The 17,745-nt window shown below is 63.3% G+C and carries 12 protein-coding genes; 4 read left to right on the forward strand and 8 right to left on the reverse strand.

From position 1 onward, the window contains the following. Nucleotides 1-236: 236 nt before the first annotated feature. Together JMY28_RS34350 and JMY28_RS34355 are read right to left on the reverse strand one after the other, a co-directional pair. Complete coding sequence (locus tag JMY28_RS34350; protein WP_201700333.1) at nucleotides 237-644, reverse strand: hypothetical protein; 408 nt, start codon at nucleotides 642-644, stop codon at nucleotides 237-239. 163 nt (nucleotides 645-807) lie between these two features. Further along, nucleotides 808-1,638 (reverse strand): SIR2 family NAD-dependent protein deacylase, encoded by an 831-nt coding sequence (locus JMY28_RS34355; protein WP_201700334.1) that lies wholly within the window; start codon nucleotides 1,636-1,638, stop codon nucleotides 808-810. A 271-nt stretch (nucleotides 1,639-1,909) separates the two neighbouring features. Between JMY28_RS34355 and JMY28_RS34360 the strand changes: the two genes are divergently transcribed. Then, nucleotides 1,910-3,307 (forward strand): hypothetical protein, encoded by a 1,398-nt coding sequence (locus JMY28_RS34360; protein ID WP_201700335.1) that lies wholly within the window; start codon nucleotides 1,910-1,912, stop codon nucleotides 3,305-3,307. Between the two features lie 94 nt (nucleotides 3,308-3,401). Here the strand turns inward: JMY28_RS34360 and JMY28_RS34365 are convergent, their stop codons facing one another. After that, nucleotides 3,402-3,722: a hypothetical protein gene (locus tag JMY28_RS34365; protein WP_201700336.1), complete on the reverse strand. Its 321-nt coding sequence runs from the start codon at nucleotides 3,720-3,722 to the stop codon at nucleotides 3,402-3,404. 215 nt (nucleotides 3,723-3,937) lie between these two features. Between JMY28_RS34365 and JMY28_RS34370 the strand changes: the two genes are divergently transcribed. Together JMY28_RS34370 and JMY28_RS34375 are read left to right on the forward strand one after the other, a co-directional pair. Continuing rightward, nucleotides 3,938-4,762: an SIR2 family NAD-dependent protein deacylase gene (locus JMY28_RS34370; protein ID WP_201700337.1), complete on the forward strand. Its 825-nt coding sequence runs from the start codon at nucleotides 3,938-3,940 to the stop codon at nucleotides 4,760-4,762. 87 nt (nucleotides 4,763-4,849) lie between these two features. Continuing rightward, nucleotides 4,850-5,875: a helix-turn-helix transcriptional regulator gene (locus JMY28_RS34375; RefSeq protein ID WP_201700338.1), complete on the forward strand. Its 1,026-nt coding sequence runs from the start codon at nucleotides 4,850-4,852 to the stop codon at nucleotides 5,873-5,875. 69 nt (nucleotides 5,876-5,944) lie between these two features. Here JMY28_RS34375 and JMY28_RS34380 read toward each other — a convergent pair whose 3' ends face one another. After that, nucleotides 5,945-6,376: a hypothetical protein gene (locus JMY28_RS34380; RefSeq protein ID WP_201700339.1), complete on the reverse strand. Its 432-nt coding sequence runs from the start codon at nucleotides 6,374-6,376 to the stop codon at nucleotides 5,945-5,947. Nucleotides 6,377-7,393: 1,017 nt separating this feature from the next. On the opposite strand from JMY28_RS34380, the gene JMY28_RS34385 reads away from it, so the two are divergent. Next, entirely contained in the window at nucleotides 7,394-7,603 is a 210-nt protein-coding gene (locus tag JMY28_RS34385; RefSeq protein WP_201700340.1) for a hypothetical protein, read from the forward strand. 115 nt (nucleotides 7,604-7,718) lie between these two features. Here the strand turns inward: JMY28_RS34385 and JMY28_RS34390 are convergent, their stop codons facing one another. The 4 genes from JMY28_RS34390 to JMY28_RS34405 form a co-directional block, all read right to left on the reverse strand. Next, a complete protein-coding gene (locus JMY28_RS34390) occupies nucleotides 7,719-11,138 on the reverse strand; it encodes a UvrD-helicase domain-containing protein (RefSeq protein WP_201700341.1) in 3,420 nt (1,139 codons plus the stop codon). Then, nucleotides 11,135-13,783 carry a PD-(D/E)XK nuclease family protein gene (locus JMY28_RS34395; RefSeq protein ID WP_201700342.1) on the reverse strand — a complete coding sequence of 883 codons (2,649 nt, stop codon included), beginning with the start codon at nucleotides 13,781-13,783 and terminating at the stop codon, nucleotides 11,135-11,137. The genes JMY28_RS34390 and JMY28_RS34395 overlap by 4 nt, the downstream gene beginning before the upstream one ends. A 71-nt stretch (nucleotides 13,784-13,854) precedes the next feature. Next, entirely contained in the window at nucleotides 13,855-15,357 is a 1,503-nt protein-coding gene (locus JMY28_RS34400; protein WP_201700343.1) for a PD-(D/E)XK nuclease family protein, read from the reverse strand. 51 nt (nucleotides 15,358-15,408) lie between these two features. Further along, complete coding sequence (locus JMY28_RS34405; RefSeq protein WP_201700344.1) at nucleotides 15,409-17,526, reverse strand: AAA family ATPase; 2,118 nt, start codon at nucleotides 17,524-17,526, stop codon at nucleotides 15,409-15,411. Nucleotides 17,527-17,745 lie beyond the last annotated feature (219 nt).

Raw genomic sequence — 17,745 nt, forward strand, 5'->3', positions numbered from 1 at the left:
AGGCCCAGCATTTTGCACCGTTCTCCGCTGGTTTGGCCACAAGGCGGTATCCCCGATATTCGTGTGTTTGGTCCTGGCTCATTTTCGCTTTTATGACGTTATTTTTTCTGTGGGGCGCATAGCAGTGCCGCTCATTGCCAACGAGTATGGCTTAAAGGGTTTTGCACGGAAACCTTTTTCTATCTCGCGTCACTTGCCCGTTCCGCGTGCGCATCCGACTTAGTGGACTCTGGACTCTAGAAGTTGTCGGCAACGCGCTCCCAAAAGCCGGGCTCGTCATGGTGGGAATTTTGCATGGCCGTTTGGAGATCCAGCACGAAGAAACTCGTATCGGGGAAGCGAACTGTGCCATCCGGATATTCGAGAAACGACTGCAGCTTCTGGTACACCGGATCGAGCACGTCGTACGCAACATCGATATAAATCGCACCGTCGTAAGATGCGAAGCGATACTCCGAGGCGATTTCACCACACGGTTGCCACCCTATACCGGCCGCGTCGAGCCATTTCAGTATCTCGATACGACTCCCGTTCTGCGTGAATCGACTTGAATCGCGCTTGCCGTCATGGGTAAACGTCAGGAACAGGACATCACGCTTTTTGGAGCGCGCAATCGCGTCGATGTGTTCGATGAGTTGGGGCATGTTGGTGCTCTCAAGCGGGTTGGCGGGGCAGCAATGGCAATAGGATATGCGGGCACGCGAGCAGGATTCCCAGTCTTTCTCTCCGGTGAGGTACGGGATTCTTCGAGAGTTAGATGCATGTGGTCGCTACTGGAAGATGAAAAAGTGTAGCGGACCTTGGCGGTCATGGGTTCGCCGGCGCAAGCCGCCGGGAAAGTTCGCGGTCAATACGCTGAAGCACCGCGAGCGCCGTTCCCTGAAGGGTGACGGCGGTTGCTATGGCCGCATGGACATCGTGCGTATTGATACGGATAAGCGGAATGCGCAGACTTTCGGAAAACATGCGTACCGAAGGGAGCGCGAGTCCCGCGCCAATTTCGATGACCACGGGATTCTCGGGGGCGCTGCGCCAGACCTCCAATCTCAGGCGTTGCGCATTTGTGCGTGAGACCAGCCACGCCGGGTCCGAGAACAGAAGAACGTTCGGGCGCGCAGGTCCGCCGCAGCGGGCGCAACGCGGCCAATCCGCGGAATGCGTGGTTCGCATCGACTTGCTGATTTCGCTCGCGGGCCAGATATGCGGCGAGCATGGCCGGGCGCACTGGAAATGATGAATCGAGCCGTGGCATTCGAGAATGTGCGCCTCGGTGAATCCCGCAGCCTGGAATTGCCCGTCAACGTTGCTCGTGTAGACGAACGCGCCGTGCGCCTTCTTGCGGGCCCATCCGAGCAACAGGCCGTATCCCTGATGAGGTGTGGTCCTTCGGCATACGTCCAGTGCACGGCCATAGAACTCCATTGCCATCCTCGAGTTGGCCGTAAAGCAACTTCCCTGCAACAGTTCGTGCAGGCCGTCGTTCGTCGCGCCAGGGGAGCCGAGCGTCGTCCAGACACCTTGCGATCCGCGAAAATCCGGCAGTCCGGAATCGACGCTCATGCCTGCGCCAGCGGCAATGATCAACGCGTCCGCGTCTGCGATCAAGCCGGCTGCACGGTCGATCTCGTGGGTATTCATTTCGGCTTCTCCGTCGATTGATGACGGTGTAAGCATCCGGCATCAACAGGACAGATGCTGTCCTGATGCGAAGCACGAGGCGAGCGGCGACGCGCGTGAGACTGCAACTGGGCGATCAGGACATCGATTGTCCAGATGATGCTGGATAATCGGCTGCGTCGCAGGATGGACGCCTATTCAGACCGTACGGGCGTGCGCGCTCGCCGCAATTAAAGTCGCTAACCGGGACGCCGATATCGAGCGGTGTCCGTGAATGTTTGAGAGTTAACGAATGACGAAAGACGAATATTTGACTGGGGAAGTGAAGAAGTTCGTTGTGTGGATGAGCGAGCATCTCGATAGGAAAACGTTTGCGCATGCATATCGCAACAGGAAAAGCGGCATGAAGTGGGAGTGTCGCAGCCTTTACGACGCCTATGTCCAGTACGCCTGGCGGCACGACGCCATCGATCGCCTTGGGGTGGAGGAAGGCAACACGTTCACATCGAATGCGAAAGCGCTGGCCAAACTGCAGTCCGATCTCCTGGCCGCGCTCGACTCGACGTGTAGCAACCGCGACGCGGCTGCTGCCGCAATCGACGTCATGATCTGGGGCGGTGTACGGCGCGGAAACGTTAACTGGTTGCTGCGAAACGAGGCGGGACTCGTCAAACTGATCAACGCGACCCGCCTGGCTTTCGAAGCCGGTGACACGACCCATGCCATTCTCAAGTCTGGCGAGTTGCGGTTCAACGCGGGCATGACGAAAGTCTATTCGCTGGTATGTGGTGACTTCATCATTTACGACAGCCGGGTGGCGGCGGCTCTCGGATGGGCGGTGGTCAAGTATTGCCGGTCTCGCGGCATTTCAAGGGTGCCCGATGGACTGCGTTTCCCCTGGGCGCCGGGCTACGAGGCGACCAACGCGCGAGCTCCCAAGCAGCGCAATCCGCGTGACGGAGATCTGACTTTCCCTCGCTTGCAGTCGGGGCCGATGCATGCCGAATGGAATATGCGAGCCAACTGGATCCTGACCGACGTCCTGGCGCAGGAAGATTCGCGCCTTAGCAGCTTCTCGCTGATTGCCGATGAGGGCACGCGACTTCGAGCGCTCGAATCTGCACTGTTCATGATTGGCTACGATCTGAATCCGGCATCGGCGGGAGACGCTGTATTGGGGGATGACGGTCCGTCCGGCAATCCGCCGATTGACGACGAAGTCGCTGTCTCGGATGAACCGAGGGACGGCTGGGTTCCATGCAAGACGTTGGGAAGGGCGACGCCCTTCCGTTACCGAATCGACGCCGCCAGTATCGAAACGACGGCTGACGACGCGGTTCAAGTGCTTGAATTTAGCGACGAGATCGTCAACAGGACTTTGACGCTTCTCGTTTCCGCGGAGGAAAACGGCGAGAAGCCATTCGGATTGCACAATAGCGCGACTGAGGCGAGAGACCCGAACGGGCGCTGGGGCATGGGCAAAGCCTACAGGCTGGCACGAAATGGGAACGGAAATGCCCCCGATACCAGCAGGCTGGTCGCGATCCTCGAGGAAGTTGGCGTACTTGAACGCGTACAGGATGAGCCGCACCTTGCATGGTGGCTTGCTACCCAAGTGGACGTCGAAAATGGTCGCGTCGATGTACGGCCGCTCCTTGATCGACACCTCTCACACGAACAGGAGGCTTGAATCGGCAGCTGCCGTGCGGCGAGTGCCTGCTCCAACGCCCGAGGCAAGGCGAAGCGTTGACTGCTTGCGGGTACCGTCGCGCGCAGCATGCATGTCAGTCCGCTTCGCCCGAGGTATCGCCGAGTTCATTCAATAGCGCGTCGAACGCCTGATTGGTCCATTCGACGATCACATTGCCGTTTGCGCTCAGTTCGATCGTCACGAAGTCCTGCGGGTGGCTCGAACGGATGCGCCAGACCAGTTGTGGTTTCGTTCGAGGGTCGACCCATGCTTCGCGGGTGGCAAGGCCTTCCAGCCTATATCGGACGAGGTAAGTCGGCGCCCGATGGCTTCGGGCTTGGCGTCGTGTGCGGTACCGTGCGAGGCGAACGAATTCCACGCTGACGAAGTCCAGACTCCCGGCTTCGATGATCAATGTGCTCCTCCTGCGACGGGTACATCCCGACTATCCGTTGGATTTCGATTGTCCAGCGCTGTTGGGACAAATCGTGTCCTTGTCGTGCGAGGGCTTCATTCACTGCGACGATCGACTGGCACCATGGCGTCAAACAAGACGCGAAATGACGCGAGCGGCGTCTATGCTACTGGTTTGGTTGTCGAGACCCATCACAATCCCGAGGTTGCCTTTCAATGACCGACAGTCAATGCTATGAGCGCGCAGTGGACTGGCTGCGTGATGCGGACGGTCTGCTGATTACCGCGGGCGCCGGAATGGGCGTGGATTCCGGCCTGCCCGATTTTCGCGGAAACGAGGGCATGTGGGCCGCGTATCCCGCCTTGGGTGACGCGAGAATCCCGTTTCAGTCCATCGCGAATCCGGATGCGTTCAAGACGGATCCGACGCTGGCCTGGGGGTTCTACGGCCACCGCCTGTCACTCTACCGTCATATTGAACCTCGTGGCGGCTTTGCCATCTTGCGTCGTTGGGCGCAACGCATGGAGCAAGGTGCATACGTATTTACGAGCAACGTCGACGGGCAATTCCAGAAAGCGGGATTTCCTGAGGAAACTGTCGCGGAGTGTCACGGCTCCATTCACTTCCTTCAATGTGCTCAGCCGTGTTCGCAGGCTATCTGGCCGGCGGATGGATTCGAGCCGCAGGTGGACCCCGTAGCCTGCCGCTTGCTGAACGCGTTACCGCGCTGTCCGCGTTGCTCTGCTCTGGCCCGGCCGAACGTATTGATGTTCTACGACTGGAGTTGGCTCGACTCGCGCGAGGAACGCCAGCGTGCGCGGCTCGACGCCTGGCTGCGAGGATGCACGCGTCGCGTGGTGGTTGAACTGGGCGCGGGCACTTCGCTCCCTACTGTCAGACGCTTCAGCGAGCGCTGCGGACCACGTGTCATTCGCATCAATTCGCGGGAGCCCGATATTGATCCAGACCGCGGAGTCGGGCTTCGCGGCGGCGCGCGCGACGTACTCGCGGCTCTTGACCGGCTCTGGACAGCGCGATAGCGCGACCGCCGCCGAGGTGCCACGCTCAAGATTCAGGGCGTGGCGCCGATATTCCTGAAACCGCTCATTCCAACCCAGCGCCCTCTCATGCAAGAGCTCGACCGCGACATCATGCGTGTTCTGCCCGACGCGGCTACGCAGGACCACTATCTCACCACGCCTGAAATCCACAAGCGCATCATGGAGGACGCGCTGATGTCGGAGACGGTCACTGTCAGGACCATCAACCGGCATCTTACGAAGCTCGAAGCGAGCGGCCTGGTCGAGATGCGGCCGAGCGGCGTCGCGCTGGAATGGCGCAGAAAGGCCGGCGCAAGTGGCATGGCCGCGCGAGCGGGCGCGATGATGACATTTGACGAGGCCCTTGCGCTTCAGACACTTCGACGCTTCTCGTCGCGGCAAATTCCGGGTCTAGTGGCCGATGCATTGTCTTCGATGTTCGATGTCGCGCAAGCGCGTTTGCAGCGCACCAACAACTCGACCGAGCAGCGCTATGCGCGTTGGGCGAGCAAGGTCGCGGTGGAGAGCGGCGGATTTGCGCTCGACTATCCGGCCATCAACCGCGAAGTGTTTGCGATTGTCTCCAGGGCGCTCTTCGAGGAGCGCAATCTCGAGATGATATATCGGCGTCGCGACAACGCGGACAACGAGACCCCGAAGACCATTCTTCCACTCGGCCTTGTCGAAGTGGGCGGGCTCGTCTATCTGGTTGGCGCGACGCCAGGCAAACCCGAGCCGACAATGTACCGGATGGATCGCCTGTGGCGGGCGAAGGCCTTGCCGGACACGTTCGTGTATCCGCCCGGTTTCTCGCTCGACGAGTACGTGAAGAGGCAGCGTCGTTTCGATTTCATGATCGAAAAGGAAGTGCTGCTGAAGTTGAAATTCGTCGCGAATGCGGGCGATCACTTGCTCGAAGCCCCCATGGCACAGGACCAGAAAGCGTCGAGCAAGGGCGGTGCCCTCTATGTTCAGGGAACCGTCATGTTGAGCCAGCGCCTGCGCTGGTGGTTGCGCTCGTTTGGACCCAAGGTCGAAGTGCTTGGTCCGGCACCCCTGCGTGCTGAGCTGGTCGCGGAAGCGGCGCAACTCGCCCGCATGTACAGCGCGTAATGAGCGTAGGAAGTACAGGCACGGCCCACGCATTGTCGTGCTGCGACGCGGGGCGCGCTACCGCTGCGGCTAAGCTTGAAGCCTTGCGTGCGCCTCAGCGTGATTGTGCGCAGCCCACTCGTGAACCGCATTCACGGCGCTGGCGTAGTCGCGCCTGAAGAACCAGCGCGCGCGGGAAAGCTCCCACGAATAGCCAAAACAGCCCTTGCCGTCGACGATGAAGTACGGCTGCCGCGCCTTCACGAGGAAGCCGAGCTCCAGCTTCCACGCGAGCCGTGCCAGCCACTGTTCCAGCTCATCGAAGCAGGCGATCTGGCTGAGGCGTTTGAAGCGCAGGCCGCCTTCGCTCAACACCTCCAGCATTTCGTGGAGGTCTTGCGAGATCAGATCGCGCAGTGCGCCGAAGAACATGTCGTCGCACAGCGCAGCGTCAAGGTGAACGATGTGCTCGATTCTCACGGCGTGAGCGAAGAAGCGGCGATGGGGCGACGCGTTGTCCATAGAGCTCTCCTGTGCGATGTGAGTCTGCCGCGCCGGGGTGCCGTATCAGCCCGGTGGTCCCAATGCTATGTGGAGGTACCTGAGGGAGCCGGTCCAGTAGCGCCTGTAATCGGCGAAGTTGCGCGTGCATGAGACCGGGCGTCGCCTCGATCTGGCGGATGCGCGAGTGCCAGTAGCCGGAACCGAAAATGGCCAGCGCGTCCGCGCACAGCACCCGCTCAAGATGGGCGATAGCTGCGTCGAGGTTCTTGACGGTGTAAGGGCTCGGCCTGTCCGATACTGGCGCATCTCGCGTTGTGGACGACATTTGGCTCGTCGCATTACGCGCCACGGCACGGCTCCGAAATACTGCAGCGCGAGATTTCAACCGAGATCTCGCCGATCCGGACGAGTTCGTTCCAGTCGCGCGCAACACCATGTTCGTAGAGGTCGCGAAAGAGGTGGCAAATGCGCATGTCCGACAACGGGTGCAGTGACGGCTCGAGTGCGTCCCGCCAGTCTGCCCCGTACGTTCCCGCGCCCACCGCGAGGACGGGGAGTCCGTCGAGATTCGCGACGACGTTTTCATTGCAAGGATCGAAACACGGATCCGATTCGCGAAGGACGCATTGAACATCGATTCGCAAGCCTGTCGCGTTTGGCGAGCAATCGTCACTCAGTCGCGCCGGGCGGGCTTCGTCGGGCAGAGTCGCGCAATGTTGACGAATCCAGTATTCGGCTTTCGAAAGACCGTTGTTGAGCATGCGGATTGCGACAAGATCCCTCGCGGAAAGGTCGATGAGACTTCGGTGGCCATGTGTCAATGCTGTCATCCGCTTCCCCGTGCAGTGGCAATGACGCAATGATGAGGCCGCATTCGGACACATCATGTCCCGATGACATCGCGGGACCTTGTCTTGGCTTTCTCATGCTCGCGACACGCTTTGTCCTGATGGTTGAATACGCTGATGACGTTGGGACCCGACATCGAGGTGGATCGGTGCGCGGGCAACGACCACACTTATACGAGGCAATGCGATGGCAATGGAATATCTGCGTGACGATCACTTTCGTGTGATTGGCAGCATCGAGACGAACGCTAGCGGCAAGCAGGTGGGCCGTGACGCGAAATATCAACGGGTAGGTGAGTACGACCCGCGCACGAACCAGACGCGCGACCGGCAGTTTCGCCTCGCGGGCACGGGTAACCTGCTGGCGGCCATGATCTGGCGGACGGTTGAGGAGTAGGCCACAGGGCAGCGGATGCGGTCAGGGCGCCGTTGCCGACGCCTGATCGAGGTTTGGGACAGAAAGCGCAAACGCCGATGCAGGGCGACGTGAGCCGCCGCGCGCCGGGCATCGATTACGCGGTTGCGGCGCTGACCATGGATGGCTCGACGGCGACGACGGCGCCTGTCGTCACAAACACGATCAGTGCGCGTTCTGCTCCCGTCATGTCGAGGTAGGCGCGCACCTGCGCGCGATAGTGCTCGACGGTTTTCGCATCGGGCCGCACATCGCTTTTCCAGTCGATGACGACGGCCGGGCGGCCGTCGGGCCCGAGCGTGACGGCGTCGGCGATGCCAGCAGTTGCGGTCTCCTTGTCGTCGACCTCCTGCGCACGATAGACCGGATATTCCGCGACGAGCGCAGCGCGCAGCGGTGTGATCTCGGGCAACCCGAGCGTTCGCATGACGCAGTCGGCAAGCTCTTGTGCGGAGATCGCACTCGCGGCGTTGTTAGCGGCGAACCGCGGGAACATGCCGATCAGTTCGTTCGCGCGCGCGCTGAGCGCCGTGGCGTCGTCGTCGGTTTCGCCGCTCAGCACTTCCTCGAAAAGCTTGTGCAGGATGAGCCCGCGCTCGCGGCCGCCTTGAACCGTGGCGCTCGAGCCGGCTGCCAACGCCGCTTCGACGTCCGCGGACGCTTCTGGCTGCACGGTCTGGAGCACGGGCCCAGAGGTGCTTTCGTCGCGGCTTGGCGCAAGCCACGTCAGCTTGCGTTTCTTGCTGGCAATGGCTTGCGCCTCGGCGGCGAACGATTCGGCCGTCTGAACATTTTCCGCAACGGTCTCGGTCGCCCTGGCAGCTACGCTCAATTGCGCGACGTCGAGCGAGGGCAGGGTATCGATTGCAAGATCGAACAGCCCGATCCAGGCGTTCGCGGGTGCCTGTGCAGCGACGCGCGGCAGCACGAGCAACTCGCGCGCACGGGTGGCGGCGACATACCAGAGCCGGATGCGCTCGCGGGCAAGCTCGTTCTTCTCGTCCTCGCGAGCCTCTGCGTAACCAGCGGGTGCGATGCCGAGAATCGGGCACCGGAAGGTGTCGGTTTTGCGGTCAGTGACTGAGCCGTCGGCGGCCTTCACGGCCGTCATTGTGTTGACCGGAATGACGACGGGCCATTCGAGACCCTTCGACGCGTGCATGGTGAGGAGCGCGACGGCCTCCTCCTGCGCGTCCGTTTGACCTTCGACCACTTTCTCTTCGTCCGACCACGCGAGCGTCATTGCTTCGGCGAATGCGCGCAGGCCGCGAACCGAGTAGGCCGTCGACAGACTGAGATACAGGTCCACGTTGGTGAGCGCACGTTCGGCCTCGCGTCCGTGACGCTCCCGCAGGACGTGACGCACACGCATGGTGTCGATCGCCTGCGAGAGCAGATCGTGCGGCGTCGTATGGTGGCTGCGGCGCGCGAGCGTCTGCAGCTTGCCGATGACCTCCCGTGCGAGCGGATGCGTGATGGCTTCGGTGTTCACGCCGAGATCGAGGCGTGCGACGCGTGCGTCTGCGTTGCCGACGCGCGGGAGTGCCCACACGATATCGAGCAAGTCCTCGTCTGTGAGACCGACCAGGGGCCCGCGCAATAGTGCGCCGAGCGCCAGCGTGTCCTTGCGGTCGGCAAGGACACGTGTGATCGCGATCAGATCCTGGACCTCCTGGCGGCGAAAGAGCCCCTTGCCGGCTTGCGTCGCAACCGGAATTCCGCGGCGTTCCAGCGCTTCCTCGTAGCGCCAGAGGTCGCTGCCCGTCGGCGCGAGTAAGGCGATATCGCCGGGCCTGCACGCACGCGCTTCGCCCGTGCGGCGATCCAGGACGGTTCCGCTGCCCACAAGACGCGCGCACAAATCCGCGACGGACTCGGCTTCCGCATCACGTTGCTGTGTACTGTCAGGCTCGCCGCCCGTACTCTCGACGGCGACGGCGACGGCGACGGCGACGTCGAGCGCCGCGACGCACGGCTCGTCGCCGCGCGCGTCATGGAATGCGTCGAGCGCGGTGAAGCCCGGCTGCCCTTTGTCCGAGAGCACCGCTGCGAAACGCGCGTTCACGTAGTCGAGTATTGGCGCACACGAGCGGAAGTTGGTCGAAATCGACAGCAGGTTCTTCGCGTCTTGCGCGCGGAACGCGTCGCGTGCCTGCAGGTAAGCATTCACGTCGGCGCCGCGAAAGCGGTAGATCGCCTGCTTCGGGTCGCCGACCAGAAAGAGGGCGCCGGGTCGGATGGTGAACTGTGTCCAGTCCGCGCCGGCTGGACCGTCCGTCGGATCGCCGGACAACCGCCAGAAAATCTCCGTCTGGAGCGGGTCGGTGTCCTGGAACTCGTCGACGAGCACATGGCGGTAGCGCTCGCCGAGCGCACGCCGCACGGGGTCGTGGTCGCGCAGCAGGTCCCGCGCGGCAAAGATCAGATCGTCGAAATCGAGCAGCGCCGCTGTGCGTTTGTAGTCGCGATAGCGTGCGAGGATCTGTCCCGCGTCGTCGACGAGCGCCGCCAGTGCCTGGCTCGCGGCCGCCTCGACGAGTGCCGCCCAGGCGTTGCCACAGGCCTGGTAGCAGTCGCTCGCCGCATCATTGAGCTGTGCGCCGTCCGCCGGGCGCAGGCTTTCCTCTCTTGCAACAGCGGACCACTTGCCCTTCTTCTTGTAGGCTCGGAATGTGCCTGCCTTCGTGTACACGCTCTCATCGGGACGCGTGACGAGAATGCGTACGAGGGCCGCGGGCGTCGTCGCAGCGGAGCCCGCCGCGAGCGTGGCGGCGAGCGCCTTCAGGTGGTCCACGATCTGCGCCGTATCGGGTTCCATCACCGCAGCGCTGCGCGCGAAGTCAGCAAAGGCCGTCGTCGCGCGCACGAACGCGTCGAGGCGTTCAGCGAGTGCCGGCGCCTCCGGCGCGCGCAGCGTGCGCCGTCGCCGCAAGTTTTCAGCGACTTTCTTGACGAGTGCCACTGTTTCGGTGGGCTTTTCCAGCACCATCTCGGCGAGCACGCTCGTCTGCGTGCCGGCGAGGCGTTCGCGCAGCCAGCCATCGACGATTTCGCCGAATACGAGGTCGCCCTGATTGCGGTCCATCACGCGCGCACCGGGATCGAGATCCGCTTCGACGGGGTAGGGCTTGATCAGGCGCTGGCAGAACCCGTGGATCGTCGAACAGGTGATTTCGTCGATGGCCGCGGACGACGCAGCGAGATTCGCGAGTTGGACTGGCGACAAGCCGTCAGGCAATGCGATCGCCAGTTCGGGGCCGATGCGGGCCGCCGAGAGTTCGGTGACGAATTCGCGCACGCGCGAAATGAGTTCGCTTGCGGCGAGTTCGGTGAACGTGACCGCTGCGATCGAGCGCGGCGCGACACCGTTGGCGAGCATGAGCGCGATGCGACCCGCCATGACGGCCGTTTTACCGGAGCCCGCGCCGGCTTCGACGAGGATCGACTGGTCGTGGGCACAGATCGCGATGCGGCGGGCGTTGTCATCGTTGAGCGCTTTTGTCTTGCCGTGCGTCATTGGGCCTCCCAGATCTCGGTGAAGGTGCCGAGCCGCTCGGCGGCGGCTTGCGCCTTGCGTTTGCAATAGGTTGCGCTTGCGTTCGCGGGCAGGGCGAAGGCGAGGGCATTGGTGCTTGCGGCAGCGTTAGGGCCGGGCAGCGCCGCGCCGGCGGCGAAGCTCGTACGCGCCTCCTTCAGCCAGCCCACGAGCTTGCCGAGTACGGCGTCTGCGTCTTCGAGTACAAAGTTGCTTGAGTCGCGCGGATAGAACAGCGACGCGCTGACCGTCACATCGTCGTCAAGCAGCACTTTCACCGCGAAGGCGTAGAGACAACGCTGCAGCTCACTGCCGCCATTGACCTGAATGGATTCATCCGGCGTGCGACCGGTCTTGTAGTCGCGCACGTGCGCGCGTTTGCCGTTTCCCGCAATGTCGAGCCGGTCGATGTAGCCGGAGATATGAAACCCCGTGTCGGGAATTTCGACGCGCGCTTGTGCGTCCCACGGAATATCGGCTTCCGATTTCGGAGCCGAGCCGCCGAATGGCACTTCGGCATAGGCGCGTCCGGCCGGCAGTGCGTCGTCGTGCCAGTTCAATGCAGTGCGGGCCATCGAGCGCGCGTCGTCGAGCGTGCGCCTCCATATCACGCCCGGCGGCAGCGCTTGCTCGCTTTCCCATTCGCCGGCGACGACAGTCGCCGCGCGCTCCACGGCCGCTGCGACGGCATCGGGGGCGGCGTTCGCCGCGCCTTGCGTGCGCTCGAGATCACGCAATGCGAGATCGAGTACCGCATGGACGAGGTTGCCGATGCTGAGCGCGTCGAGCATCAGTGGTTCGGCGGCGCTCTTCTGCTCGCTCCAGCCCAACGCGTAGGTCCACAGGTAGCCCAGCGGATCGCGCAGCAGGCGCTGCAGCGAACTGGCCGACTGCTTGCGCTCGAGGATCGCGAGCACGAGCGGATGGCCGTCACGCACGAGACCGTCGTGCGCCGTGATTTCCGTGCTGCGCCAGTCGTTCCAGCACGCCTTGGCGCTGAGCGCTTGCGGCAAACTGCGAAATTCTGAGGGCCGGCTCATGAGCCGGTCGGTTTCGCTGAATGCATGGACCGGAATGCCGTGGCGGCTGAGAAACGTCTGCGTGCCGTACGCATTGAGGAGGGGGCTGCGTCCAAGCTGACGGCCCTCGCCGTTGCGGCGCGCGTGCGAAAGCACCACCTGTGCAACTGTCGTCGAAAGAATCGTTTCGAAGTCGAGTCGGTCCGCGGCGCCGACGGGCTGAGGGTTGAACTCCGCGCTCGCGATGATGTGTTCGGGAATCAGTGCGTCTTCGGCATTGTCACGCGGCCAGCGCGAGGCGTTCAGGCCGAGCAGCCGGACGAAGCGGCGCGGCGAGCCCGCGAGCGCGCTGGCGGGCATCCACGCGACGCTGACGCATGCTTCGCGCTCGTCGCTGCGCTTCAGACCTTCGAGCGTCACGTCGATCGACGTGGCGGGTCCGGCGAGCAACGCTTCGCGCCAGATTGCGAGCGCGCGCCCCTTGAGCAAGGCCGCGCCGATCTCGGGAGCGGCCTCGGGGCCGCCGTCGAGCCGCTCCACGAGCGCCAGCATGGCCGCGCCATGATCCTGGCTGTCGGGCCAGTCCTCGGCCTTCAGGCGTGCAAGCAGACGCTGCCACGCGGGCAGGGACGAAAGGGGCGCGTCGGCCGGCATGATCCGCATCCACCCCTCGGGCAACGCCTCGAACAATGCGGCGTCCCTGCACAGGGTGGCGAGGCGGCGCAGGCGCGACTGCGAGAGTCCGCGCACGACGATCTCGGCCAACGCCGCGGCCGCCTGGCCGTCGCGCGTCGCGACACTGCGCACACCGTGGACAAAATGCAGATCGAGATTGGCGTCGGCGCTCAAGCTGAGAAAAAAGTCGTCGTACTCCGCCGTCGATGCGCTGGCGATGGCGATTTCCGAAGGCGCGGCTTGCCCGGACGCGAGCAGCTCGCGCACCCAGCGCAGCGCTTCGACCGCTTCGTGGTAGGGCGTCGCTGCGCTCACTGCGGTGACAGCGGGTGCGGTGGGCGCTGCGCGCGCGATGGCGATTGCACTGCCCTCAAGCCACGCCGGCGTCGGGCGCGGGCCGCCGGACCATTGGACGGGGATGTGCTCTGCAAGGGTGGCCAGCAGCGACCGCCAGCACGGTGCGAGGTCGGTTTGCCCGGCGACTTCCACGCGTCCGAGAACGGCAGCGGCGTGAGCCATGCGCCGCGTAGCCGCAGCGACGAGATCCGCCGGTCGCATCATGCCTGGCGGAAGCTGTGCCAGCGCGGCGCCTTCGAGCTTCGCCACGGCGTCGAGCCGCGCATGGGCTTGCGCGCGTGCCGCCAGGTCGATGCCCGCGCGCCAGGCCTTTTGCAGGGTTTGCGCGGCGGCGTCGATCATGCCGGGCAGCAGTTTGATGCTGTCCAGCTCGCCGATCTGCGTTTCGCGCAACGCGGCCTTGAGCGCGCCGCGCAGGCTTTCGCCGTCGATAGGCCGGGCAAAGCCGCCAGCAAGGCGCGCGGCCAACTGCTCGATGGTCATGACCTGCTTACCGTGCCGTTGTTCGCGCGCGGCCGCAAGGCGGGCCTCGCGCGCAGCGAGACTGTCCTGCACTACCAGTGTATTGCGAGCCATGACGGCTTTCCTCACTGTCGGGATGAAAAATGCCGGCCTCGCGGTGAGGCCGGCACGTTGCTACAGGCTCATCAGGCTGCGGCTTTGTCGTCGTCTTGTGCGAAACGTTGGAGCCAGGGCTCGATATCCTTCGCTGTTTTGGTGACGAATGCATTAAGCGCTTGCGCGAATTGCTGCGCGTCGGGCTTGTCGATGGCGCATCCAATTCGGGTGGTCACGAGCGCCTGCACCGTCGGGCTCAAGTCTTTCGCGATACCCCTGGCGAAGAGCTTCGGGAATTCGTCGATGAGCTTGTCGTTCTGAATGTCTCGCACCATCGCGACGCGCTTCTCACGATAGTGCTCATGTCCGTACCGCTCCTCACCGAGATGCATGACCTTGAGGCTCACAGAGACGTTGTTCGAATCATCCGATTGGTTATAGATCTCGAACCGCAAACGAGGCTGCTTCGGGTTTGACGGTTCAAAGATTCCCGGGAAGCGTTGCGCCCAGTCCGAGGCGATGAAGAGCAAATAGGAGTTGTCGCTCCTGACCGGAACGAGGCCCAACTGCACGAGCTGATTGCGGATGAACGTGGCGCGATCTTCGAACCCCCGGTTGACGTATCGCAGCAGCCGGTCCAGCAGGAGCTTGTTGCGCTCGTACAGCACGATCCAGTCGGCGTTCTGCGGGGCATCCGTGTTCGAGGCCGCCCTGAGGGTTTCCTTGAGGAAGCGCAAACCCTTGACGTGCCGGGTCGCCAGTTCCGAAAGATTGCGCTTGACGAAACCATCGTCGTCTTCCGCGATGTCGCTCAGGACGTCGAGATAGCTTGCGAGAAACGCGTGCTGCTGGTCACCCAGTTGGGCCGATGCCCCCGACGCATTCAGCACCGTGCGTAGCGGCTGCGCGACCGACGTGCTCCATTGCGCGTTGATCCAGTCAGCCCGTTCGAGTTCCTGTTCGTCGATCGTCAGGTACACGAGCAGCAGCTTGCGGTTCGATTGCTCAGCCCACGCCTGAATTGTCCTGCGATAGTCGTCGAGTTGCCCGTCGCCTTCGCCGGCGCCGATCTTCGCCTCGATTGCGACGGCCCAGCCTTGACCTTCGACGAGCACGTCGATGCGGCGCTTGCCGCGCACGTTGGCACCGCTTGCGGACGTGTCCTGATCATTGTCGCCTTCGAACTCGGGGATGATGCGATCGCCCTTGATCTTCTGCATCTGCAACTCGGAGTGCACCCGGACGATGGCGTCGTTGTCGGTCTCGTAGCTCAGCAGCGTAGTGTGATCGCCGGCGGCCTCGCAAACGTTTTTCAGGAACCCGCGCAGGAAATGGTCACCCAGACCGTGATTTTCCCGGGGGTCGAGCAGCCAAGCGAGTGTGGTCGTGTGCTTCACCTCGCGCTTTTCGGCCTTGAGGACACGAAACGGGTTGAAGGCTTTCCAGCGCGCGCGCAGTGCAACGGCGAGCGGGTCATGAAGCACATCGAGGAGACTCTTGATATCGGCGGAATCGGGCATGGCGTTGTAGTTGTCTTCCAGAATCGTGGGTGAAACATCGGGCCGCGGTAACGCGCGCGGGCGCAAGGACATGGCGCCGCCTCAGGGGTATCGGCACAGATCGCGGTGTTCTTTAGCGGTGCATTAGTGCAAGAAGCCGATCGGCGACGAAGCGCGCTGGCGCGAAGCACATTCACACTCGAGTGCTTCGGCGAATTCGAGCGCGCACTTGAGCGGGTGGAAACGGTGGCGCCGGACCACGGCGGCGAAATCGCCGGGCGTGAGCGAAGTGAGCCGCGACAGCACGCGATCGCACGCCATTTGCACATTGGCAAGTCCGAGCGCCTCGCAGCGCTGCGCAAAGAATGCCGCGGCCTGGGCCGGCTTCAGGTAGCCGAAGCGAAGCTTCGCGTCGAAGCGGCGCAATGCGGCTTCGTCGAGCGAGCCGTACAGATTGGTCGACATGACCAGTACGCCGTTGAAGTACTCGATCTGCGTAAGCATTTCGTTGACGGCGGTGACTTCCCAACTATGCTGGCTTGCCGCGCGCTCGCGCAGGAAGCTGTCGGCTTCGTCGATAAGAAGCAGTGCGCGCTCACGCGTCGCTTCGCGAAACACGCGTGCGATGTTCTGTTCGGTTTCGCCGACGTAAGGGGAAATCATGTCGGAGGCGCGTCGCAGCATCAGCGGGGATTGAAGCTCCTGCGCGAGCCACGTACCGAATGCAGTTTTGCCAGTGCCCGGGGGGCCGTACAGACACAGGCGCGCCGCGCGAGCATCCGCGATGCCGCGCGCGAGCGCAGCAAGATCAGCGTCGACGTTGACGAGTTCCGGTGCGAAGGCGCCCGTCACTTGGGCTGCGCCGTGCAGCGCAAGCGGTGCATGGCCTTGCGCCTCCAGCGTGCCGTTGACGAGCCGCTCGAGCGCGGCCCCGAAGCGCTGGGGCGTCCAGTCGTCGGCGACGTGTTGCAGGACCGTTGCTGCACGTGCGACCACGCCGGGCGTGAGCGCCGGATGCGACGACAGGCGGTTCAAAACCGGCTCGGGGACGCGGTCGTTACTGGCGCGGGCGATGATGCGCGAGCGCACGCGTGCCGGCGGCACGGGGACGTTGAGCACCATGTCGAAGCGCCGCACGAATGCGGGATCGATGCCCTCGACCGAATTCGAGAGCCAGATCGTCGGCACAGGGTTCTCTTCGAGCGCACGGTTGAGCCATGCCTTGTGCGCCTGGGCAACGCTACGTTCGCCCGGCGTGCCGTCGGTGAAGATGTCTTCGGCTTCGTCGAACACGATCAACGCGCGGCGTTCCGCAAAGAAAGCCTGCGCTGCACGGAACGCACGCAGACGCTGGGCGCCGGGCACGGCATCGCCGTCCGTGTTCTCGCCCGTGACATCGTAGAGGCTCAAGTGCATGGCGCGGCCCAGCACGCGTGCGAGCTGGGTTTTGCCGGTGCCCGGGGCGCCGTGGATCAGAATGTTAGCGCCGCGTTGCTGTGCCAGCGAGGCGTGTTCGATCCACGAACGCATCAACGCGACCTCCTGCTCGATGTGCGAGAAGTCTTCAAGCGTCAGCACGGGAGGCGACGCAAACGTGATCATGCCGCGCAGAAGCTCGAGCGTATCGACGGCATCCGAGACGATGCGATCCGCGAATTCTGCGGAAATCAGGTCGAGTTTCGTCGCGAGTGCCCAGCGCTGCTTGCGGTCGATGCCGAGCAGCCCCGAGCGCGCGAGGGTGCCATGAGGCGAGAGGGCCCCGCGCACTGCCTTTTCGTCGATGCCGAGCACTGCGCCCAACGCGTAATAAAGGCCCGCCGACGTGAGTTCGCCGACCCAGTCGCTCATCTTGTCAAGCACGCGATCCGTGTGCACGAGCACCGCGAACGTGAGAATGCGCGCCTCGACCTCCGTGAGGCCAACCAGTGTTTGCAGGTTGCCGATATTCTGTGCGACCACGGACGGCGGTTGCGCGGCAAGGGGATTGGCTTCGATGGCGCTGAGGCGCGCGTGCAGGAGAGCGAGCGCGGCCTGCGTGTCGAAGGTGTGATCGGCGCTCCCGGGCGGCTCCGCTCCGTCGAGGTCGAATTCCTCGGCCGACATGCGAGGAGCCAGCCGCGCCGCGCCGGGCCGGTGCAGCTCCGGAAGCGAGAGCGCCTGCGCGACCAGATCGCTCGACCACCCGTCCGGCTTGACGAAGTATCGGTGCAGTTCCAGTTTCACGAGGAAGCGCAGCGACCAGAGCTCGATGATGGGCTCCACGTTGCTGCACCGCTCAGGCGCGCAATCGGATCGAAGAAAACGATGGATCATGGGTGGGTTGTGAACTCCGGTACTCTGTACACGTCGAGTATGAGCGGGCATTGGGACAAATTGTGTCTCGATGCCGGCACGGCAGCGGACACGACAGATGCTGAAGCCACGTCTATGCGTTTTCGTGATTTCCGGCGTCGTGCACGACCGGCGAGTCTGTGGCCTGCA

Source organism: Paraburkholderia hiiakae (assembly GCF_904848665.1).
GTDB lineage: Bacteria > Pseudomonadota > Gammaproteobacteria > Burkholderiales > Burkholderiaceae > Paraburkholderia > Paraburkholderia hiiakae.